The following is a 22,557-nucleotide window of genomic DNA, read 5'->3' as shown; positions in this document are numbered from 1 at the left end:
CGGCCCGAGGCAACATGTTACGACATTGGCATTTCAGTCGAAGCGCGCAATGCCAGCGGTTATGCCAGCGCCGCCGCCGCGAACTTGCCGAGGTCCGTGGCCGGATCGCGCAGCGCGCCCACGTCGAGCCGCTTGCCCGAACCCACGAGCTTCTTGCCGAACAGGAAATCCGGCATCGAGCTCACCGCGTCGACCGCCAGCAGCGCGCCGTTTTTCAGGTAGTAGACCGCGAAGCGGCGCGCTGCCGGGTCGCCGCGCACGACCGTCTCGTCATAGCCTTCGTTCAGGCCCACGGTCTGGAGCTTGAGGTCGTACTGATCGGACCAGAACCACGGCGCATCGCACGTGGGACGCGCCTTTCCGACGATGGCCGATGCGGCGAGCTTCGCCTGCTCGACCGCGTTGTGGACGCTCTCGAGACGCCCCGTGCGGCTGTAGTGTGCGAGCGGCCGGCTCGCGCAGTCGCCAACGGCGAACACGTCGGCGTCGGAGCTGCGCGCATCTTCATCGACCTGAATGCCGTTCACGCACGCAATGCCCGCCGCCTGCGCCAGCCCGACATTCGGCGTAATGCCGATGCCGATCAACGCGAGCGTGGCCGGCACGATTTCGCCATCTGCGAGCTTCACGCCCGTAAGCTTGCCCTGTTCGCCCACGAACGCCTCGATCTTCGCGTTCAGGCGCAGATCGACGCCTTGCGCACGATGCTCGTTCTCGTAGAAGGTGGAAACGGTCTCGCCGGTCACGCGCCCGAGTACGCGCGGCGCGGCCTCCAGCACGGTCACCTCGTGTCCGAGCTGGCGCGCCGCGGCGGCGGCCTCGAGACCAATATAGCCCGCGCCGATCACCACGAGCCGCTCGCCGGGCCTGACGCGCTCGCGCAGCACGTCGGCGTCGGCGAGCGAGCGCAGCGCCATGACACCCGCGAGCTCGTGCCCGGGCAGCGTCAACGCACGCGGCGTCGAGCCGGTTGCCAGAATGAGCTTGCTGTATTGCAGCGTCGTGCCGTCGCTGAGCGCGAGTGTGTGGTTCGCGCAGTCGAGCGACTGTGCGCTCGCGCCGAGCTTCAGCTCGATGCGCTGGTCGTCATAAAACTGGCGCGGCTTGAGCCAAAGCCGCTCGAGCTCCGTTTCGCCCTTCAGGTAGGCCTTGCTCAGGGGTGGGCGATGATACGGCGGCACCGGCTCTTCGCCCACCAGCACGACGCGTCCCTCGAAACCATACTGCCGCAGCAGCGCTGCCGCGTTGCCGCCCGCATGCCCTGCCCCGACGATCACTACCGTATTGCCTGCTTCCCGCATGTCCGCTCCCGTTCGTTGATTCGCCGCGCGCATGGGCCATGCTCATTGAGCACGGCGCCTTGCCAATCCGGGCTTGCGCCGCACACGGCCTGCGCGCCGGGACCGGAATCATCTCACGTCCGCGCGTCGAACGGCAAAGCCCCGTTCGCGCCGGCCCAACCACCAGCCGGCCCGCGCGGCTGCCACCCATCAGTCGAACGCACGATCGTTAGGTGCCGCGTAGAGCGCGCGCAGCATGTCGCTCATCGGAAACCCGAAGTTCACGCCCTTGGGCGGCACCGGCTGGTTGAACCACTTGGCGTAGAGCGCATCGATCTCGCCGCTTTTCATGAGTGCGCTCATCGTGTCGTTCACGAGCTGCTGGAAAGCCGGATCGCCGTTGCGCAGCATGAATGCATAGGCTTCCCAGGATTGCGGCGTGCCGACGATCATCCAGTCAGATGGATGCGCGGTCAACGATCTCGTGCCCGCGAGCAGCACGTCGTCCATCATGTATGCGACCGCGCGGCCCGATTCGAGTATCGCGCGCCCTTCCCCGTAATCCTTCGCGCTGATCACCCGCATGTTCATATGCTTCTCGAGATTCATGCGGCGCAGGATGCGCTCGGATGTCGTGCCCTGATTGGTGAGCACGGTCTTGCCGGCGAGGTCCGGGAAATCGCGAATGCCAGAATTCTTGTGCGTCAGGAGTCGCGTGCTGGCGACGAAGAACGTATCGGAAAACGTCACCTGACTGTGGCGCGCCCGGAGATTGGTGGTGACGCCGCATTCGAGATCGACGGTACCGTTTTGCACGAGCGGAATGCGGTTCTGCGAAGTGACGGGAATGAAGCGCACCGCCAGATTCGGGCGATGTGTCCTGGCCTTCACGGCGTCGATGACACGGTTGCAGATGTCCTGCGAAAAACCGGTCACGTTGCCGTTCTCATCCACATACGAGAACGGCACGGAAGTCTCGCGATAGCCGATCGCCATCGCATTCGCCGCCTGGATTTTTTCGAGCGTGGGCTGCGCCACCTGGGCGCGAGCGGCTTGCGCCAGCAACAGCGGCAAAACGAGCGTTGCTGCACCGGCCAGACCGACGCACCACGCCGCCCCCCGCCATTGCGCCACACGCTTGAGCCGGTTCATGACTCGCTCCCCCATTGCCGATGTCCGTTCCAATGCGGTTTCGATGATAAACGAAGTGAAGCGCGGGGCACGGCGTGCGCGAGCCACATGTCCCGCTCCGGGTTCAGCCGTTGACGATCTCTTTCGGCTGCAGCAGCGAAAGCGCTGCGCCGAGGACCATGGCCGCCACCACGCAGTACATGCCCGCGTTGGTGCTATGCGTGACGTCCTTCATCCAGCCGATGATCGTCGGGCTCACGAAGCCCGCGAGATTGCCAATCGAATTGATCATGCCGATGGCCGCCGCAGCCGAGCCGCCCGCGAGTATCGCGCTCGGCCAGGTCCAGAACACCGGCATGGTCGCGAGCATGCCGGCAGCGCCAACCGACAGCGCGAGCATCGCAAGCGGCACGTTATGGCCGAACACGGTGCTGAAGTAAAGCCCGAGCGCGGACGCAAGCGAGGCGACCGCGAAATGCCAGCGGCGTTCGCCGTGACGGTCCGCGCTTTTGGCCACCCACAGCATGCTGACGACGGCGCACGCGTAGGGAATGGCGGTCAGCAAGCCCACGTCGAGCGCGTCCTTCACGCCGCTCGCCTTGATGAGCGTGGGCAAATAGAAGCTGATGCCGTAGAGGCCCATCATGCAGCAGAAATAAATCACCGACATGAGCCACACGCGGCCATTGCCGAACACCGAGGCAATCGACGCATGGCCCTTGCCCGCCTGGTCACGCTCGATGTTTTCCTCCAGCACGGCGCGCTCTTCATTCGACAGCCACTTCGCCGCACGAATGCTGTTGGGCAAATAGAACAGCGTGATCACGCCCAGCACGAGCGAAGGCAGCGCTTCGATGAAAAACAGCCATTGCCAGCTCGCCCAGCCGCCCTTGCCGTCGAAGGCCGCGAGAATCCACCCGGAAAGCGGGCCGCCGAACACGCCGGCAACCGGAATGCCGATCATGAAGAGCGCGTTCATACGGCTGCGCCGCGCGGCGGGAAACCAGTAGGTGAGATAGAGCACGATGCCGGGGAAGAAGCCGGCTTCGGCCACGCCCAGCAGGAAGCGCACGATATAGAACTGGGTGGGCGTCTTCACGAGCAGCGAAGCCGCCGAGATGACCGCCCACGTGAGCATGATGCGCGCGATCCACCTGCGCGCTCCCACGCGGTGCATGAGGATATTGCTAGGGACCTCGAAGAAGAAATAGCCGATGAAAAAGATGCCAGCACCGAGACCGTAAACAGTCTCGCTGAATTGCAGGTCGCTCAGCATCTGCAGTTTGGCAAAGCCGACGTTGACGCGATCCAGATAAGCCGCAACGTAGCAAAGAAACAGAAAAGGCAACAGGCGCAGGGTGGCTTTCGCATAGGCCCGTGCTTCGATATTTTGTCGTTCGGCGCTCGCAAGGCCGCTGGTCGTCGCGCTGGTCGTTGTATTCATGGTCTCCACCTCATGGGTCTGGCGTGCTGGGGCGGTTCACACTCGTTCAAGCGGCACAGGCCAAAACGCTGCCCAAGGCGGGCCGACAAAAATCGGGCCTTATGCCGGTGGCCTTATGCCGGGCGTTTCCGGCTCGAATGTTATCGGTCACGCCCTCCGCCATGCAACACCCGCAAGGCGCATAATCGTAGCGGCGCGCAATCGGCACTGTCAACTTTATGTAAGCGTGACGAATCTGCGGTCGGGCCAGGCACCTGGCTAGAATCGTCAGTGAGTTTCCTATCGGACACATTGCATGGAGGAGCCATGACTCATGCCGCCTCGCCTCGTCGCCCGCGCGTCTATCTCGCCGGCTTCGACGTGTTTCGCACGGATGCGCTCGCGTATGGCGCCCATCTGGTCGCCACCTGCGGCGAATTCGGCTTCGAAGGCCTGTACCCGCTCGACGTTCACGTGCCCGAAAACCTCGACGGCCCGCGACAGGCCGCGTGGATTTATCGCGCCAATATCGACGCGATCCGCAGCGCGGACATCGTGATGGCGAATGTCAACGACTTTCGCGGCCCGGGCGAACCCGACTCTGGCACCGCATTCGAGATTGGCTTTGCCGCCGCTCTTGGCAAGGAAATCTGGGCCTACACAGCCGACACCGGCACGCTGATCGAGCGCGTGCCTTCGCAACCGGGCGCACAGGGCCGGCTATGCGAGCGCGGCTTTCTCATCGAGGATTTCGGCCTGTCGAAGAACCTCATGATCGCGTGCGCGGCGCGCATCGTGCAGGGCGATGCGCGCGCATGCCTCTCGGCCATGGCGCGGGGGCGCGTGGACTAACCGCACGCCCCCGGCATCGCCGGTCAGTGGTGCATGGCGCTCATCGTGCTCATGCGCTGCAGCGCACGAATGCGCGCGATCGCCGGCTGGTCTGCCACCGCGCCCTGATAGAGCTTCGCAAGGTCGGCCTTGAGCGCCGTGCGTGAAGCGCCGTCGAGATACACCATGTGTCCCGAGGGATAAAACCGCGCGCTCAGGTTGTCGCGCACCTTCTGGTCCACTAGCGGCATCTTCTGCAGATCGATCACGGTCTGGTAGAACGGCGTGACAAAATCGTAATAACCATTCGCGGACAGCACGCGCAAATCCGGATTCAGCGCCATTACCGCAGCCAGATCGCCCGCCGTGTAGAGCACGATGTTGCCCTGTGCATCGACGCCCTTTTGCGCGCCCGTCGGGTCGATATGGCCGAAGTTCCAGTTCTTGAACGCCTGGTCGTTGAGGTCCGTGAACGACGAGTTGGTGCGGAACTTGAGCGTCTCGTTCAGATAGCTGTTCCACATGGCCGTGTACACGCCGCTCACCGCTGTCATGGTGGGGTCGTTGCCGCCCGCATTCGGGTCGATGTTGCCCGCAATGCCCGTGTCGATCGCGGTCACGCGGCCGTCGTACGCGCCGAGCGCCACGCCCTTGTCCTTGAGCAGCGTGGTGAGAAACAGCGAGTTGCCACGGCTGTCATAGGCGGCGATATCGAGATTCCATGCTTCGAGCGTCTGCGTATCGATGCCCGTGAATTGCGAAAGTTTCTTGAGCGCGGCAGGAATCGCCCGATTTTTCGGATCGGGGAAATGCTCCAGCGCCACGCGATAGTCCGTGCGTGCGAACTGCGCGACCTGTGCCACGAACGTCTGCAAGTCCCTGGGCGCGGGCTTCACGTCCAGCCGCTTGTGATACCACGCGTCGGCCGCCGCCGTGGGCAGCGCGCCGACCGGATTGCCGCTTTGCGTGTAGTCCAGAATCGAGGACTGCAAGGTGATGCCGTTCAGATCCACGCCGTCCTCGTGAAGCCGATACGCGAGCACGCAACTGCGCGCCGTGCCATACGATTCTCCGAAAAGAAACTTCGGGGAATTCCAGCGGTCGTTCGCGCTCAGGTAGCGCTTGATGAACTGCTTGAGCGAGTCGGCGTCCTGGTCCACGCCCCAGAAGTCGCGGTTGTGATGCGGCGCGATGGCCGCCGAGTAGCCCGTCCCCACCGGATTGATGAACACCAGATCGCTCTTGTCGAGCAGGCTGTCGGGGTTGTCTTCGAGCGTGTACGGCGCGGGCGGCGTGAAGCCCGGCATGGAAGTCTTGATGCGCTTGGGCGCGAACGAGCCGAGCAGCACGAATACCGAGGAAGAACCCGGGCCGCCGTTATAAAAGAACGTTACGGCGCGGTCCTGCGCCTGCACGCCGTCCTTCGTGAACGCCACGTAGAAAATCTTCGCGTTGGGCTGCGAGCTGCTCGGGTCGACCGTGACGAGATGGCCCGCGGTTGCGGTATAGGCAATCGCCTCGCCGCCGATCTGAATTGCATGATGCGTGACCGCGGCGCTCTCGGTCATGTCGGTCACGAAGTCGTCTGGACCGTTGCCGTAGGCAGTGGGATCGAAACACGGCTGGTCGTTCGGGCTGCGGTGCTTGCCGTTGCCGCCTTTGTTTTTTTTACCGCTTGCCGTCTTGCTTTTACCGCCGTTGGACTGAGCTTCGTCGTTCATATCGTCTCCTTGCCCGTGGTACGCCGATGCTACGCCGAGCCGAGCGCGGCCGCCACCCGTGTGCCCACGGGCGTGCCCAGCCCCGTGCATGCGTCCCAGCCAGGCCGCGCCGAGTAGTCGCCGTTGCTGCCGCTCGTGATGTCGTTGAACGCGCCAGGCTGCGCATAGAGCTTCGCGTTGATGAAGCCAGCCGCCTTGCCGCCGCCCGCGCTGTTACCCGCATTGATGCGCGCGATGAGCGCGGCCCAGAGCGGCGCGACGGCGCTCGTGCCGCCCACCACGGTATTCGTGCCGCCGATGCGCACCTCGTAGCCGGTGGAAGGATCGGCGTCGGCGGCCACGTCGGGCACGCCGCGCTGCGCGAGCGCGCGAGTCGCGCCGCCACCGCGCGAAACTGTCAAGCCCTTCTGCCACGCCGGCAGCGCGAAGGCCGCGCTCACGCCGCCGCCGGTCGCGCCGTTCGTACCGGTGCCCCACACCGTCTCGCGCGTGATCTGGCCATTCGCGGCAGTGAGGTGCGTGCCGCCGCAGCCGAGCGCATACGGACTGGACGCGGGAAAGTCGACATGGTCGGCGCCATCTGCCACGCCGTCCGAGGAGCCGCTGTCGCCCGACGCGCAGCATACCGTCACGCCCAGCGCCACGGCCGTTTGCAGCGCATCGTTGAGCGCGCCCAAGGTCTGCTGCGACCATACCGATTCGGGCGCGCCCCAACTGATCGAAATGACCGATGCCTTGCGCTGGCTGTCGTGCAGGGCCGCGCTTACGGCATCGACGAAACCGGCTTCACTGTTCGGCGCGAAGTAGACGGCAATCAGCGCCCCTGGCGCAAGCGCGCCGGCGATCTCCACGTCGAGCGTGACCTCGGCATCGGGTCCATTGGGGTCGCCGCTCGGCGCATTGGTGGCCTGATCCACCGACACGGCCTCCACGCGCGGCGGCGTCACACCCAGCGCGCCGAAATAGGCGTCGAGATCGGATTGCGCATAGCCGCCGCCCATCTCGATCAGCGCGATGCATTGGCCCTTGCCGTTGCCGGGCGGAAAATCGTAGAGCTCAGCGAGTTGCAGCGGCGTGAACGAACGACTCACCGCGCGCGCGGCGCGGATCGGCGCATGCACGGCGCCATTGTCCGGTTGCAAGGCCTTCTCGGGGTTCGTCGCGGGCGGTTGGGAATCGATGCGAAAATGCGGCTGCACCTTGGCACGGCTGTCGAGACCGACCACGGCCGTGACCACCCCATGCAGGTCTTCGGGAAGATGCACTGGGCCGGTGGGCTGGCGAAAGTGCTGCTTGAGCGTGCCGACCTGATGCTCGAAGCGCTGCAAGTCCACGCCGAACGCCGCGTTGTACTGCTGCACAGTCCCGGAGAGCACGACGCGACGCGTATCGCGATCGGCCTTCACGACCGCGAGGCCATGCGTCTTTGCGAATGCCTCCACGCGCGCGACGTCGGCGGCATCGGCGCTGAAGCGCTGCTCGTATTGCTCGCGGGAAATCGGCTGCGCGCCGGGCGCACCCGTCGCGATCCGTTCGACCAGCTCGCGAAATGCACGCTCGGACTGGCGACGCACGATCACAACGACGTTGAAATGCTCCGTGGGATCACACGCACCCATGCATTGCGCGCCGGCGGGCACCGGATGTTCACTGCCTGCGCCGGAATCTGATACGGGATGCCTGGTCATGGACGGATCTCCTCGATGAACACGTAACCGTTCGCGTTCGGACACGCAATCGATTATGCGAGTTCCACGCGCGGCGTGCATCGCCGACATCCATGCCATGGTTACCGATGCATCGAGCATCCTTTGCAGCGCGTCGAGCGCACATGCGGCACGCATGGGAAAGCACGCCGTCAAGCATGCCGCGTGCCCATCACTCGGGATTGGCTAGCCTTGACCAGACCATGCTCTTCAAATCGAATTTTATTAGCCTTCCTTACCGTCCAGGCGAGGACTCCAAAGCCAGCCAGCGTAGCGCCCGCAATACACGGCAAATGCGGCGATCCAGCAAGCACCCGAAACTTCGATCGCCAGCAGCATCTGCTGCGGCCAAAGCGCCGGAACCAGCACGCGCAGGATCGCGGCAAGCACGAGCAAGCCGTAACAAACGTGCTCGGCGTGTCCCGCTTTCAGCGGCCGGCCCGTATGGCCGCGCGCGGTGCGCGTGATCATCGCCACGATGGCGCAACCGACTGCGCCCACCGTGAACGCATGAATCGCTAGCGAATGACCGACCAGGCCCAGCGCCGCGAGCGCGAGCATCGCAAAGCCAAGCGGTATCCACGCGTAGGCGATATGCAGGATGGCAAGAATGGGACGATTGCCGACGCGCCACGAACGCCAGCCCAAAATGCGCGCGCCTTGCGCACACGCGGCGAGCGCGGCGGCGATAGCAATGGCAGGATCCGGCGCGCCGAACCCATCGAGCACGAACGCGAGCGCGGTCAACGGCAGCACGGCCGCTTCGACAAAACGCCAGCGGCGCAACGCATAACCGGGAACGGCGTTTACGGTAAAGGACGGAATGATGCGCCCGCCGATGATCGTGACGAACATCACGAGCAAGCCGACCGCGATATACGCGCCATGCAGGGCCCAGTCGGGGCGCCCCAGGATTGCGGCGAGATGAAAGACCAGGTTGGTCAGCGCAAGCAACCCCAACGCAACGGGCAGGAAGATGTTGTGGCGGTTTTTCGCATGCACGAGCACGCGCAGCAACACGAGTGCGCAAATCGGCAAGAACGCCACGTCGACGGCCATGGCGACCGCCAGCGGAGCATACCCCACCGCCAGGCGCCCGGCGAGCCACAACAGCCACAACGCCGCGAGCGACTTGCCCTGTGCGGGCGTAATGGCGGTCCATGCGCGCACCGCGGTCAGCAGAAAACCGGCGACGATCGCGGCGGCGAAGCCGAAGATCATTTCATGGACATGCCAAAGCATGCCCGGTAAATACGGATGCAAACCCGGCAGCGGATGCCCGCCGAGTTCGGCCAGCCAGACCAGCATGGCCGCCGTCCCGAACAGCGCGCCGCCCAGATAGAACGGACGAAAACCGAGCGCCCACAATGCAAAGCCACGCGGCGCACGCGCGGGCGGCCCACCAATCCGGTACAGATCCATGTTCGCTCTCCGGCTAAAAGATGTATTTTATTTACATCTTATATGCGCCGGAGCGTTCGTGCTGATGCGACATTTCCTCGCAGCGGACCGGAAAGCGTGATAACTCGTACAAATATGCGCAAAAAGCACGCTGCATTCCAACGTGCGCAGCGTGCCTTTTAAGGATAGCTAACGTTCAGCTACAGGTGACTCAGGCGGCTGCAGCCAATGCCTGCGGCAGATGGTTCTGCAAATAGGCTTCGAACTCGTCCTTCACCTCGGGGTGGCGCAGCGCGAATTCAACCGTGGCCTTCAGGTAGCCGATCTTGCTGCCGCAGTCGAAACGCGTGCCCATGTAGCGATACGCGAGCACCTGCTCTTCCGTGAGGAGCGATTGCAGCGCATCGGTGAGCTGGAGCTCACCGCCCGCGCCCGGCTTGAGCGAACGCAGGTGATTGAAGATCGTCGGCATCAGCACATAGCGGCCGACCACGCCCAGATTCGACGGCGCGACTTCCGGCGCGGGCTTTTCCACGATGCCCGAAAGCTTGAACACGTCTTCTTCCCACTCGCGGCCATCGACGATGCCGTACGAAGCGCTGTTTTCACGCGCGATCGCTTCCACGCCCACGATCGAGCTGTGATAGTGATTGAAGGTGTCGACGAGCTGCTTCATGACCGGCTTGGGGCTGTAAAGCAGGTCGTCGGCGAGAATGACGGCGAACGGCGCGCCGCCCACGAGCTTTTCGGCGCACATGACGGCGTGGCCGAGGCCCAGTGCTTCAGCCTGGCGCACGTAAAAGCAGTCCACGTTGGCCGGCTTGATGCTGCGCACCAGATCGAGCAGCTTCTGCTTGTTGCGCGCTTCGAGTTCGGCTTCGATCTCGTACGACTTGTCGAAATGATCCTCGATCGCGCGCTTGCTGCGGCCGGTCACGAAAATCATTTCGGTGATTCCCGCGGCAATCGCCTCTTCCACCGCGTATTGAATGAGCGGCTTGTCGACGATCGGCAGCATCTCTTTGGGGCTGGCCTTGGTGGCAGGCAAGAAACGCGTACCGAGGCCCGCAACAGGAAATACCGCTTTGGTAACTTTGAGCATGATGTTCATTCCCACTTCGATCGTTTGAGTAACGGTCTCGCAGCAAGGCAAGCCGGCGTCCCCGAGGGTCTATGGGGCAGTTTTTATTTTCAAAAGGGTCGGGTCCGTCCAGCATGAAAAAAATTGGACGAAATTCCGATTGCGAAAGTCAAACAGACTTGCGGAAATTATTGCCTGATTAATTACCATGCAGTCCGGATAATCGGCATGAATTTCCTGACCCGGTTGCCATTATTTCCATCTGCCAGGCAAGCAGATTCAAGCGATTTGCAATCATGGCGCTATATGAGCGACGCAATTCAGATATTGCATGGCCGCGCAGTCTACTCGACTTCGTCCGCGGGCGGCAAGCCGCCCGTTTGCGTGCGCGAACGTCTGATAGGCTCGTTGCGCAGCGCCTCGCGATACGCCGACACCGCGACGAGAATCAACAGCACGGCAATGCCGGCCAGCAAATGCAGGTTCATCGAAATCTCCATCGACCTAAGGCGATCCCCATCAAACTAGCATTTCAAATCACACAAATAAATCGCTTTCGCGTTACAAGGTTTTATTTTTCGATTTCGGCGGAATTGCAGATTTTTTACGCCATTTCAGGTAATTACCCCCGAATACTTTTTGAAAAAATTTCGCATAATTTCCCCCTGCGAGGCCCCTATGATCGCCAGGTAGCCTCCCACTATCACGCACGCCACGCCCCAATGAGCGATCCCGCACTCGAAACCGTCGTACCCCGAGCAACCGCCATGCCCGCCGCCGCGCGGCCAGCAGTGGCCAGCGCCGCCGCGAGCGACCACTTGATCGACGCGCTGCGCGGCTTTGCTGCCCTGCTGGTGGCGTATTTCCATTGCCGCCAGGTCACCTGGATTGGCATGGGCGCGTTCCACCAGACCCACGCGAGCCTGGCGAACCCCGGCACGATCGCCGCGTGGCTCACGCTTCCGGTCGCGTGGGGTTCGGCCGGCGTGCCGATTTTCTTCGTCATCAGCGGCTATTGCATTCACCGCAGCGGCGCGGCGCGCCTGCTGAGGAACCCCGACTTCCGGCTCGACGCCGGGCAATTCTGGCTGCGCCGTTTCGTGCGGATCTATCCCGTGTTGCTCGCCGCGCTCGTGCTCACCTTCGTGGCCGATTCGTTCAGTCTCACGATGACGCCCGTGAGCCACAAGATTCTCGACATCGGGCCGCGCGCGTTCCTCGTCAACCTGTTCTCGCTGCAAGGCGTAGCGGGCCCGACCTACGGCTCGAACGGCGCGCTCTGGACGCTTTCGCTCGAAGTGCAGTTCTACCTGCTCTATCCGCTGCTTTTCGCCGTGCGCCGGCGCGTCGGGCTCAATGCGGTGCTCATCGGCATTGCGGCGATCAACGTGGTTTCGGCGCTCACGCTCGCGCCGCGTGAGATCGTTTTCTTCACGTCGTACTGGTTCTCGTGGATGCTCGGCGCGTGGATTGCCGAAGCGCGTTTGCGCGGTTCGGAGGGCTTTCGCTTTGCCTATGCGGCCTCGGCGCTGTTCGCGGTGGCGGGCTGCGTGGCGTTCCACTTCGGGCAATACGGCGCATTCCAGCTTTGGGCCTGCTCTTTCGCGTGCTACCTCGTGAAAGCGCTTGCGCGGCCGGGCGCGCCGGGCGGCGTGATCATGCAAGTGTTTTCGAAGCTCGGCGCATTCAGCTATTCGCTTTACCTGATTCACCTGCCGCTTTTCGTGCTGCTCGGCTCGCTGCTGTTCCGTTCGGCCCTGCAAACCTCGATCTGGGCTTCGTTCGGCTTCACGCTCGCCGTGCTGCCGGTTGCGTGGGTGTTTTATCGGCTCTTTGAGCTGCCGGCGCTGAATGTTGCTGCGCGCCTGCGCAAACGGGCTGCATGAGGAATGCAGAAAGCACGCTTTAGATCGCGCATAGCCATCTCGTGAATATTGGGCCGCTATGCAAGCGGCCCTTTTTCTTTCACCCACGCCCGGAGCCACACTCAAAAAAATAGCGGGGCCACTTCCATGGCCCCGCTCTCGTCGTCGTTCTTCAACGGCGCTGCAGCGCTTTCGCGAAACCTATCGCGCGCGCGTCACAACCCCATCCAGCACGCGCCCGACCGCCTCCACATACTGCTCCTTACCGAAGCGCTCCCGCGCCACGGCAAGGCCATTTTGCGCAAGCCGCTCGCGCAGCGTCTCGTCATCGCACAGCGCGGAAAGCGTGCGCGCAAGCTCTTGCGCGTCGCCCGGCGTGCAGAGCAAGCCGCTCTTGCCATGCTCGACGATCTCTTTCACGCCGCCATCGCGCGAGGCCACCACGGGCCGCTGCGCGAGCATGCCTTCCACCACGACGCGGCCAAACGGCTCCGGTGTGATCGAGGTATGCGCGATCACGTCCATCGCGCGCATGCAGGCCGCAATGTCGTGCCGGAAGCCCAGGAAGTGAACCCGGCCGGTGAGCCCGCGCGCGGCCACGAATTCGCGCAGTTCCTGCGCATAGGCGTCTTCGCCGAACAGCGGCGCGCCGACCAACACAGCATGTGCGCGCGGCTCGAGCAGCAGCGCTTCGAGCAGCACGTGCTGTCCCTTCCAGCGGGCAAGCCGGCTGAACGCCCCTACCAGAAACGCGTCTTCCGGCAAACCGATCTGCGCGCGCAACTGCGCCTGCGGCACCCGCGCGAGCGCGCGGAACGGCGACTCGTCCACGCCGTTGTGCACGACGTCGATGCGCCGCGAGTCGAAATTCGTGAGCTCCGAAAACACCTGAGCCGAAGCGTGCGAGTTCGCGATAACATGCGCGAGGCCCAGCTTCGCGCAGCCCTTGATGACCGCGCGCTGCACGCGCCCGAAGTGCTCGTCGCTCACGATATCGCGCAGATGCCAGACCACAGGCTTGCGCGCGAGCTTGCCCGCCAGCACGCCGATCACCATCGCGCGCTGTGTGTTGGCGTAGAGCACGTCGACGCCGCGCGCACGCCTGCGCGTCTCGCGCACGAGCGCGGCAATGCCCGCGAGCACGCCGAATTTCGGCATCGCGCCGCCGTCCCGGCGCACGTTGCGCAGCGCGCCGGAGTCGAGCACATCCACGCGCGCGCCAGCGGCGTCGAGCGCCTCGCGAAACGGCCCATCGTTGAACAGCAGCACTTCGATGCGCGCACGCAGCCCCTTCACCACTTCCAGCAGCGAAAGCTCCGCGCCGCCCAGCACGCCGCTCTGGTCGATCGCCAGGACGCGGGGCGCATTCTGAGCCGCGGGGTGTCCGCCTTCGTCATCGTCACCGCCCGAGCTGGACGTATCGGATGGATGTTGCGCATCGGAAACTTTCGGCGCGCCGGCGCGCGGCAGCCCAGCCTCGGCGATAGCCGGCACGGCCCGCGCCACGCGCGCGAAGAATTGCTCGCGGAAATGCGTCGCTGAAAAACGCTCGGCATTCGCGCGGCAATCCTCGGCGCGAAACTGCTTCGGATCGCGCTCGAACGACTCGACGGCCGCAATGATCGACTCGGCGCGCTGCTCCTCGAAGAACAGCCCCGTGGGGCGCGGACCCGAATCGCGCACGGTCTCGAGCGCGCCGCCCTTGCCATAGGCGATCACGGGGGTGCCGCAGGCCTGCGCTTCCACGACCGAGATGCCGAAATCCTCCTCGGCCGCGAATACGAATGCCTTCGCGCGGCGCATGCGATCGTGCAGCACCGAGAACGGCTGATAGCCCATCACCTCGACGTTCGGGCCGGCTTTCGCACGCACCTTCTGCATGTCGGGACCATCGCCGATCACCACGAGGCGCTTGCCCGGCATACGCGAGAACGCCTCCACGATGAGGTCGATTTTCTTGTATGGCACGAGCCGCGACGCGGTCAGATAAAAATCTTCCTTGTGCGTCTCGAGTTCGAACGAATCGACGTCGACGGGCGGATACACCACCTCGGCCTCGCGCTGATACACCTTGTGAATGCGCCGCGCGATGAACGACGAGTTCGCCACGAACTGATCGACCGAATTGGCTGTGCGCACGTCCCAGTTGCGGATGTAGTGAAGAATCACGCGCGCGAGCATCGACTTCGGCCCGCGCGTGAGATGCGATTCCTGCAAATACTGGTGCTGGAGATCCCACGCGTAGCGGATCGGCGAATGCACGTAGCTGATGTGAAACTGGTCGGGGCCGGTCAGCACGCCCTTGGCCACCGCATGCGAGCTCGAAATGACCACGTCGTAGCCCGACACGTCGAGCTGCTCGATGGCGAGCGGCATGAACGGCAGATATGCGCGGTACTTCGTGCGCGCCTTCGGCAGGCGCTGGATGAACGACGTGGTGGCGCGCTTGCCGCGCAGGAACTTGCGGTCCTTCTCCTCGACGAAATCGACGACCGAAAACAGGTCCGCGTCGGGGAAACAGTCGATGATCTGCTCGAGCACGCGCTCGGCGCCCGCGTAGGTGACCAGCCAGTCGTGCACGATGGCCACGCGCGGCTTGCGGGTCGCGGCCCGCACGGGACTTGCCTCGTGCCGCGGACGCCGCGCGCTCGCAGTGGATTCGCCACGGACATCAGCGTGGATATCGGTGTAGGCATTGCGCCGTTGAGCGGGCGCGGGGGCGCTTTCGGACGGCGCCACTTCGTCGATCAATTCGTGACTCATGCGCTTTTCCGTAGGTTCAGACGAAACAGGAGGGAACGGGCGTAGCCGCGCAGCAGCGGCGTGGTGGCCACCGACCACACGCAGTTGGCCAGCGCCAGCACGACGCCCGCGCCGATCGCATAAATCGCGTCGGGCAGCCACCATGCAATCGCGAGTGCGGCGGCCAGGAAGCTCAGGTGTGCGAACATGTCGACCACGATGGTGCGGCTGTGAATGCGCGAGAGCCACAGCAGCACGACGTAGTCGAACAAGGCGCGGAACAGCACCGCCGCCGCCGCGCCGGGCAGGCCGAAGCGCGAGATGCCCAGCCACAGCAGGCCGGCGTAAAGCGGCAGTTCGATGAGGCCCACGCGCGCGGCGGCGGCAGGATTGTTCTGCGACTGGATCAGGATGCGCGTGACGCCCGCCTGCCCGATCAGCCAGACGGCGACAATCAGGAAACGGCCGACCGGCGCGCCGTGCCCCGCGATCACGGGGCCGACCCACACGCGCAGGAAGGGCTCGAGCACCACGATTGCGCCGATCGCCACAGGCGTGAAGACCGCATTGAGAAACTGCAGCGACTGCGCCGCGATTTCATCGGCATGCTCGCGGTGCAGCGCCGAAAGACGCGGAAATAGCGTGCGCACGAGCGCGTTGGGCACCATATTCAGCCGCGTCACGAGGTTCTGCGGCACCGTGTAATAGGTGACGAAGCGCGCGCCCATGCCCGCGCCCAGCATCATGCGGTCGAGCGAATCGGCAACCATCGTCGTGACGCTGGAGACCAGCATCCAGCCGCCGAAATTGAACAGTGCCTTCGAGGTGTCGAAGCGCGGCCCGCGCACATGCCTGATGCCGAGCACGCGCAGCGCCGAGCGGCCGAGCAGCAGGCCCGCGAACAGGCGCGCGAGCACGGCGGCGGCCAGCACGGTCTGCAGGTTCGGCCCGAGCGCCCACGCGGCCGCGAGCGGCAGCAGCTGGAACAGGAAGGTGCCCAGCGTCTGGTTGGTGTTGTAGATGCCGAAGCGCTCTGCACCGTTGATGGCGCCCGCGAACACCCATGAGACATTCGCAATGGGAATCGCCACTGCGAGCCACGGCAGCGCGAGATAGACCTCGTGGCGCAGTTCCGGCGTCACGTGCGTGAAGTACGCGGTATAGAGCGCACCACCCGAGTAGATCAGCAGGCCGCCCACTGCGCCGGTAATGAAGTTGAGCCAGAACGCACTCCAGAACACGCGCTCGCAGGCGTCGGTGTCTTTCGATGCATAGGCCTTCGAAATATGGTTCTGCGCGGCCATGCTCATGCCCAGATCGAGCACGCTGAAATAGCCGATCAGCGTCCACACGAGCGCAATCACGCCGTAGCGATCGACGCCCAGCAGCTTGATGTATGTCGGCACCGTGACCAGCGACACGAAGGTCGGCAGCACGAGGCCAAACAGATTGATCGCGACGTTGCGCAGTATTCCTTTATCCATATGTGTTCCGTAGCGTGCGGCGCGGCGTGCAATGGCCTGCCCGCGTGCGGCCTGTCGAGCCCTCTCCAGACCAATCAGGTCGGCTTCCAGCGGTACATCATCACTTTGCCGCGCGCATCCTCTTCAACGAAGATCAGGTATTCGCCATTGGGCTGACGGCTCGCGGTAATGCCGAAAGGCACGTCCACCCAGCCCGAGGTATTGCCGACTTCCGCGCCTGGACCGAACGTGCCGATCTCTTTCGCGCTGTCCTTGTCGAAAACGTGGACCTTGCCCGCGGGCTCGACCATGAATACGTACTGTCCTTCCACGGTGACGCCTGCCGGCGTGACCGGCGGCCTGGCCTTGGGATCCCAGGGCAGATGCAGCAGCCAGGCCTGCTGCGGGTTGCCGCTCGACCACTTGTCGTAGCGCACCAGCACGCGGCCCGCCTCCTTCACGAAGCCTGGGTCGTGCGGCGCGTCGGCGGTGTAGCCCGCCACATAAAGCGAATCGGTTTTCGGCTCGTAAATCGCGCGATGCACCTCGGTAAACGGCGCGGGCATCGGGTACTGATCGCTCTTTTCATACGAGTAGATCGGGTTGCCCTTCGCGTCGATGCCGCCGAAGCGAAAGCGCGTGATGCCCTTGTTGTCGCGCGCGCGCCAGATGTCGCCGCGCGTGTCGATCCACCAGCCCCAACCACCGGCGAGGTGGCCCGGGCCCGGATACCGCGTGAACTCGCCGGAGTCGAACGCCCCGTTGCCGTTGGCGTCGCGCCAGATCCAGTCGCCGCCTGGCGGGGCGTTCGGAACCTTCTGCACGGGCCGCGCGCGCCCTGCGATGAATCCCGAGGGAATCGCGGTCTCACCGTCGCGCTGCGGATCGAAGCGGTAGATCTTCAGGTGATCCGCATACATGTCGGTGAGATAGAGGAACGTGCGGCCGTTCAGCTGGCGCGCGGTCGGCAGGCCCGGCCACATGTCGCCGTTGAACACCGGGTCCTGTGGGTACTTGAAGCGATTGGAGAGGAACCCTACGTATTTCCAGTCCTGCCCCGGCGGCTTGGAAAGATCGAGCTCGAAGCGCTTGTTGCCGGTATAGACGCTATTGGGCCGCGACGGGTCCAACCACGCGCCGTCCACGAACAGCAAACCCTCCACGTTCCAGAGGCGCTTGCCGGCGGGCGTATAGCTTTCGAGCGTCGCGCCTAGTCCCGCGCCGATGGAGCCGTGGCGCGGGCCGATGCCGTTGGTCGACACGTAGATGTTGCCCTTCGCGTCGGTGCCCACGCCGGTCAGGCCATTGAAGCGGCCCGGCCCCGGCCGGCCCACATCGTTCGACGAGCCCGAGAAAATGCCGCCGCGCTCGCCGAGCGTACCGCTCTGCTTGTAGCCGCCACCCTCGCGCGAGTATATGAGGATCTGCTGGCGCGGGCCGTTGTCCGCCACCAGAATGCGCTGCGCAGGATCCACGGCCACATCCACGGGCACCGAGTCGGCAGGCAGCTCGATCGTGTTCGGGAGCGGCTTGCCGTCGGCCGAATAGTGCGCGATGCGCGGCTTCGAACCGGTCACGCTGTCCGTGATCACCCACAGCGAGCCGTCGCCCGCGATCGCGATCTTGCCGGGCTCATGCACCTCGAATTCCGACTTGCGCTGCATGGCGTTCGCGTCGTACATCTCAACGCGATTGGCCGTGGTGTGGCTCACGTAAAGCAGCGAGTCGGTGGCCGCGAGGCCGCCCACCTCGGCAGGCGCGCCCAGGTCGGGATGCGAGACGGCCGGCAGGTCGGCAATCTTGAGGAAGGCACCCGCGAGCTGCGCGTGCGGATTGACCGGATCGGGCGAGGGCTGGAAGGCCGCCGCGCGCTTCGGCTCGTCGATCGGACGGCGCGTGACGCCGTACCATTGGCGCCCCTTTTCTGGCCAGATACCGGGCCCGATCAGATGCCCGCGTTCGTTGCCCACGGCCACGGCTGCGTACAAAAAGCGGCTGTTCACGGCCACCGCGTTGCCGCCGTATCCGCCCCAGCCATGGGTGCCGCCAGCAAAGCCCAGCATCTTGCCGTCCTGATACGCGCTGATTTCAGCGCCACTCTCATCCCAGGGCGCGTCGGTGTAGACCTTGCCCTCGGGCGTCACGGAGATGGCGGTGATATTGATTTGCGTCCACGTACCCTGGCCGTTGCCAAACGTGTTGCCGATCCACGATGTCGTTACATTGAGTTGCGGCGCGGCGAGGGTCTGTACCGAAGAGGTGCAAACGAACGCACTGAGTGCTGCGAGCGCCAGCGTCCTGCGCATACGGCGGTCGGGAATCGGAAACGGCAAGGCAATTCCTCCGGTCGGGTGAATCCGACTGGATCATGCCGTACATTCATGAAGAAAAATCGCTCCACAAAAAGCGAAAATAATTCAAAAAAATTCAGTATTCGCCGGGCCTGCCCGTTCGGATGCGAAATAAATCGCCGCGCCGCGCGCCAAGGCCCGTGCGGCGGGCCTCGCGCGATCTTGTCCCGTTTTCCGAAAGGAAACCGCAATGCCGCCGCAACGAAATTGTCGCCATATCGTCGCTGCATTGTCGCAATAGCCCAGAACATATTCAACCAATCCAATTGCGTTCATTTTAAAAATCACCAGCCAATATATTTCGGCTTTTTGACCATTTAATTCTTTTTAGAATGAATCGGCCTGTGCATGCATGAAACAACCGGATAGCCGATGACCGTAAACAGCCTCGCCAGCCCGCCGCAACACTCCCACCGTATCGTCCAGCTCGATGGCCTGCGCGCCTTCGCCGTGCTCGCCGTGTTCGCGCAGCATGCATTGCGCGCGCCGCTCTGGATGGGTGTCGACCTGTTCTTCGTGCTGAGCGGCTTTCTCATCACCGGCATCTTGCTGGAGCGCAAGGCGCGCGGCCAATCGTACTTCAGCTACTTCTACGCACGCCGCGTGCGCCGCATCCTGCCGCCGTACATCCTGCTGATGATCGTCTCGTCGCTGCTATTCGGTTTCGGCTGGGCGCACTACTGGCCGTGGTACGCGTTCTTCGCAACCAATATCGGTGACGCGCTGGGCCAAAGCGGCCACGACAGCCTCAACATTCTCTGGTCGCTCGCGGTCGAAGAGCAGTTCTACATCTTCTGGCCCTTCGTAGTGCTGCTGCTGCCGCAGCGCATGCTCGCCGTGGTGGCGGCCGCGCTCGTGCTGGTCGTGCCGGTGCTGCGCGCCATCGCGACGCCATGGTTCGACTCGTTCTGGCCCATTTATTACCTCACGCCGTTCCGCATGGACCTGCTCGCAATGGGCGCGCTGCTCGCCGTGCTCGTGCGGCGCGAGCGCAATGCGCTCGCGCCCTTCAAAGTGCCGGCGGCCATTCTGTTCTTTGCCGCGCTCGCCGTGCTCGCGTGGCTGCATCTGCATTACCCGCGTTTTCGCGCCGCCAACACGCCGCTCTCGAACGCCCTGCTCTACAGCGTGTCGCTCGTGCTGTGCACGTCCACAGTCGTGCTCGCGCTGCAGTCCAAGGGCTTCGTCAAGCGCGTGCTCTGCAATCCGGTGCTGGTCTACATCGGGACCATCAGCTACACGATCTACCTGATTCACCTCACGATTCTCTATGCGGTGTGGCCGCTCCATTACAGCCGCCCCGTGAGCGCCGCCATCGCACTCGCCCTCACGCTCGCCTACGCGAGCGCCAGCTGGTTTCTCTTCGAAAAGCGTCTCACGCGCGGCCCGCGCCGCCGGCAATCGCACCGGGCCACCGTGGCCAGCGTGAGCGCTCCGACCTCGCAGTCCTGATTCCCGATCCGATAAACGATAAACGTGCTCCGAATCCACGTTCGCTATTTCAAAGGTACCGACACATGAACGAACGACGCAAAGCGATCATCACCGGCGTATCCGGCCAGGACGGCGCGTATCTGACCAAACTGCTGCTCGACAAGGGCTATCAGGTGGTCGGCACCTACCGGCGCACCAGTTCGGTCAACTTCTGGCGCATGAACGAACTCGGCGTCACGGATCATCCTTCGCTCGAACTCGTCGAGCACGATCTCACCGACGCGGGATCGACGCTGCGCCTGCTCGAACGTGCCCAGGCGGGCGAAGTCTACAACCTCGCCGCGCAAAGCTTCGTGGGCGTGTCGTTCGACCAGCCGGTGACCACGGCCGAAGTGACCGGCGTCGGCGCATTGAACCTGCTCGAAGGCATTCGCGTGATCAACCCGAAAATGCGCTTCTACCAGGCTTCGACCTCCGAAATGTTCGGCAAGGTTCAGGCCGTGCCGCAGCGCGAAGACACCCCGTTCTACCCGCGCAGCCCGTATGGCATCGCCAAGCTGTTCGCGCACTGGTCCACGGTCAACTACCGCGAGTCCTATGACATCTTCGCGACCAGCGGCATTCTCTTCAATCACGAGTCGCCGCTGCGCGGCCGCGAGTTCGTGACGCGCAAGATCACCGACGCCGTCGCGAAGATCAAGCTCGGCAAGCAAAACGTGCTCGAACTGGGCAACATGGACGCCAAGCGCGACTGGGGCTACGCCTCCGAATACGTGGAAGGCATGTGGCGCATGCTGCAAGCCGACGATCCGGACACCTACGTGCTCGCCACGGGCCGCACCGAAACCGTGCGCGACTTCGTGACGATGGCGTTCGCGGCAGCGGGCTTCCAGCTCGAATGGTCGGGCCGCGCCGAGCGCGAAATCGGCGTGGACATCGCCACGGGCCGCACGCTGGTGCGCGTGAGCCCGCGCTTCTACCGCCCCGCCGAAGTCGATCTGCTGATCGGCGACGCGAGCAAGGCGCGCAGCAAGCTCGGCTGGGAACCGCAAACCTCGCTCGAGCAACTGTGCCAGATGATGGTCACCGCCGATCTCACGCGCAACGAGCGACATGACACGTTCTAACGATCAACCTCGCGCGCGCCGTGCACTCATCACGGGCGTGGGCGGCTTCACGGGCCGCTACATGGCCGCACGCCTGGCCGCAGACGGCTACCGCATCTGGGGCACCGTGCGGGCCGGGGAACCCGTCGACGCCACGGGCGTGACGGGCGGCATCACGCCGCTCGCCGCGGACCTGCTCGACCCCGAAGCGCTCGCGCACGCAGTGGAAACGGTGCAGCCCGACGCGCTCGTGCATCTCGCAGCCGTGGCGAACGTCGCCAATGGCGACGTTGCGCGCACCTATGTCGTCAACGTGGTGGGCACCCGCAATCTGCTCGACGTGCTCGCGCGCCAGCGTCATGTGCCGCGCGCCGTGCTGCTCGCGAGCAGTGCGAACGTCTATGGCAACGCCACGCCAGGCGTGATCGACGAAGCGGTGCCCCCGCAGCCAGCGAACGATTACGCCGTGAGCAAGCTCGCGATGGAATACGTCGCGAAGCGCTGGAACTCACAATTGCCGCTGGTGATCGCGCGGCCGTTCAATTACACGGGCGTGGGCCAGAGCACCGACTTTCTGCTGCCCAAGATCGTCGAGCACTACGCTCGCGGCGACCGGTCGATCTCGCTCGGCAACACCGAGGTCAGCCGCGACTTCTCCGACGTGCGCGACGTGGTGGATGCTTACGCGAAGCTCATTGCGGCGGCGCCTCGCGGCGAGACGGTCAATGTCTGCTCGGGCACCGGCTGGACGCTCGGCGAAGTGCTTGCGATGCTTTCACGTATCGCGGGTTATGCGATCGAGGTCAAGGTCGATCCGCGATTCGTGCGTGCGAATGAAGTTCGGCACCTGGTGGGGTCGAACGCGAAGTTGCGATCGATTGTGGGGGACGCGGCGCGTACGCCTATCGAGGGGACGTTGCGATGGATGTATGAGGAGGCGCGCAAGCGGTTGAATACGGCCTGATTCCGCCGATTCGCTTTACTCTTGTTCCCCCTGCACTGCTAATAACCGCCGCCCTTCC

The 22,557-nt window shown here is 64.0% G+C and carries 17 protein-coding genes; 5 read left to right on the top strand and 12 right to left on the bottom strand.

The window, feature by feature from the left end:
• Positions 1-59: 59 nt before the first annotated feature.
• The 3 genes from PWP93_RS34290 to PWP93_RS34280 form a co-directional block, all read right to left on the bottom strand.
• Positions 60-1,301 (bottom strand): NAD(P)/FAD-dependent oxidoreductase, encoded by a 1,242-nt coding sequence (locus PWP93_RS34290; RefSeq protein ID WP_421047980.1) that lies wholly within the window; start codon positions 1,299-1,301, stop codon positions 60-62.
• Between the two features lie 189 nt (positions 1,302-1,490).
• Entirely contained in the window at positions 1,491-2,432 is a 942-nt protein-coding gene (locus PWP93_RS34285) for a transporter substrate-binding domain-containing protein (protein WP_421047979.1), read from the bottom strand.
• Between the two features lie 103 nt (positions 2,433-2,535).
• A complete protein-coding gene (locus PWP93_RS34280) occupies positions 2,536-3,855 on the bottom strand; it encodes an MFS transporter (RefSeq protein WP_421047978.1) in 1,320 nt (439 codons plus the stop codon).
• A 306-nt stretch (positions 3,856-4,161) separates the two neighbouring features.
• On the opposite strand from PWP93_RS34280, the gene PWP93_RS34275 reads away from it, so the two are divergent.
• Positions 4,162-4,686 carry a nucleoside 2-deoxyribosyltransferase gene (locus PWP93_RS34275; protein ID WP_421047977.1) on the top strand — a complete coding sequence of 175 codons (525 nt, stop codon included), beginning with the start codon at positions 4,162-4,164 and terminating at the stop codon, positions 4,684-4,686.
• A gap of 23 nt (positions 4,687-4,709) precedes the next feature.
• On the opposite strand, the gene PWP93_RS34270 is transcribed toward PWP93_RS34275, so the two are convergent.
• The 5 genes from PWP93_RS34270 to PWP93_RS34250 all read right to left on the bottom strand — a co-directional run bounded on the left by PWP93_RS34270 (position 4,710) and on the right by PWP93_RS34250 (position 11,062).
• Entirely contained in the window at positions 4,710-6,386 is a 1,677-nt protein-coding gene (locus PWP93_RS34270) for a S10 family peptidase (protein WP_421047976.1), read from the bottom strand.
• Between the two features lie 29 nt (positions 6,387-6,415).
• Positions 6,416-8,074 carry a S53 family peptidase gene (locus PWP93_RS34265; protein ID WP_421047975.1) on the bottom strand — a complete coding sequence of 553 codons (1,659 nt, stop codon included), beginning with the start codon at positions 8,072-8,074 and terminating at the stop codon, positions 6,416-6,418.
• 243 nt (positions 8,075-8,317) lie between these two features.
• Entirely contained in the window at positions 8,318-9,514 is a 1,197-nt protein-coding gene (locus tag PWP93_RS34260) for an NnrS family protein (RefSeq protein ID WP_421047974.1), read from the bottom strand.
• A gap of 190 nt (positions 9,515-9,704) precedes the next feature.
• Positions 9,705-10,595, bottom strand: a complete 891-nt coding sequence (gene galU / locus PWP93_RS34255) for a UTP--glucose-1-phosphate uridylyltransferase GalU (RefSeq protein WP_421025601.1) — start codon at positions 10,593-10,595, stop codon at positions 9,705-9,707.
• Between the two features lie 323 nt (positions 10,596-10,918).
• The gene (locus PWP93_RS34250) at positions 10,919-11,062 is read right to left on the bottom strand and encodes a hypothetical protein (protein ID WP_165976468.1); all 144 of its coding nucleotides are present in this window, start codon (positions 11,060-11,062) and stop codon (positions 10,919-10,921) included.
• Between the two features lie 234 nt (positions 11,063-11,296).
• On the opposite strand from PWP93_RS34250, the gene PWP93_RS34245 reads away from it, so the two are divergent.
• Entirely contained in the window at positions 11,297-12,460 is a 1,164-nt protein-coding gene (locus tag PWP93_RS34245; protein ID WP_421047973.1) for an acyltransferase family protein, read from the top strand.
• 180 nt (positions 12,461-12,640) lie between these two features.
• Here the strand turns inward: PWP93_RS34245 and PWP93_RS34240 are convergent, their stop codons facing one another.
• The 4 genes from PWP93_RS34240 to PWP93_RS34225 all read right to left on the bottom strand — a co-directional run bounded on the left by PWP93_RS34240 (position 12,641) and on the right by PWP93_RS34225 (position 19,271).
• Entirely contained in the window at positions 12,641-15,202 is a 2,562-nt protein-coding gene (locus PWP93_RS34240; RefSeq protein ID WP_421047972.1) for a glycosyltransferase family 4 protein, read from the bottom strand.
• Positions 15,199-16,665 (bottom strand): flippase, encoded by a 1,467-nt coding sequence (locus PWP93_RS34235; protein WP_421025604.1) that lies wholly within the window; start codon positions 16,663-16,665, stop codon positions 15,199-15,201. Before PWP93_RS34235 ends, PWP93_RS34240 begins: the two co-directional genes overlap by 4 nt.
• 74 nt (positions 16,666-16,739) lie before the next feature.
• Positions 16,740-18,950, bottom strand: coding sequence for a hypothetical protein (locus PWP93_RS34230; protein WP_421048082.1), 2,211 nt, complete (start codon positions 18,948-18,950; stop codon positions 16,740-16,742).
• 111 nt (positions 18,951-19,061) lie between these two features.
• Positions 19,062-19,271, bottom strand: a complete 210-nt coding sequence (locus PWP93_RS34225) for a hypothetical protein (protein WP_421047971.1) — start codon at positions 19,269-19,271, stop codon at positions 19,062-19,064.
• Positions 19,272-19,367: 96 nt separating this feature from the next.
• Between PWP93_RS34225 and PWP93_RS34220 the strand changes: the two genes are divergently transcribed.
• From PWP93_RS34220 to PWP93_RS34210, 3 genes are all read left to right on the top strand, one after another.
• Positions 19,368-20,447, top strand: coding sequence for an acyltransferase family protein (locus PWP93_RS34220; protein WP_421047970.1), 1,080 nt, complete (start codon positions 19,368-19,370; stop codon positions 20,445-20,447).
• Positions 20,448-20,512: 65 nt separating this feature from the next.
• Positions 20,513-21,556 carry a GDP-mannose 4,6-dehydratase gene (gmd, locus tag PWP93_RS34215; RefSeq protein ID WP_421025607.1) on the top strand — a complete coding sequence of 348 codons (1,044 nt, stop codon included), beginning with the start codon at positions 20,513-20,515 and terminating at the stop codon, positions 21,554-21,556.
• The gene (locus PWP93_RS34210; RefSeq protein WP_421047969.1) at positions 21,543-22,499 is read left to right on the top strand and encodes an NAD-dependent epimerase/dehydratase family protein; all 957 of its coding nucleotides are present in this window, start codon (positions 21,543-21,545) and stop codon (positions 22,497-22,499) included. The genes gmd and PWP93_RS34210 overlap by 14 nt, the downstream gene beginning before the upstream one ends.
• Positions 22,500-22,557: the final 58 nt, after the last annotated feature.

The organism is Paraburkholderia sp. A1RI-2L (assembly GCF_048957375.1).
GTDB lineage: Bacteria > Pseudomonadota > Gammaproteobacteria > Burkholderiales > Burkholderiaceae > Paraburkholderia.
This window is presented reverse-complemented; position numbering and strand designations above follow the sequence as displayed.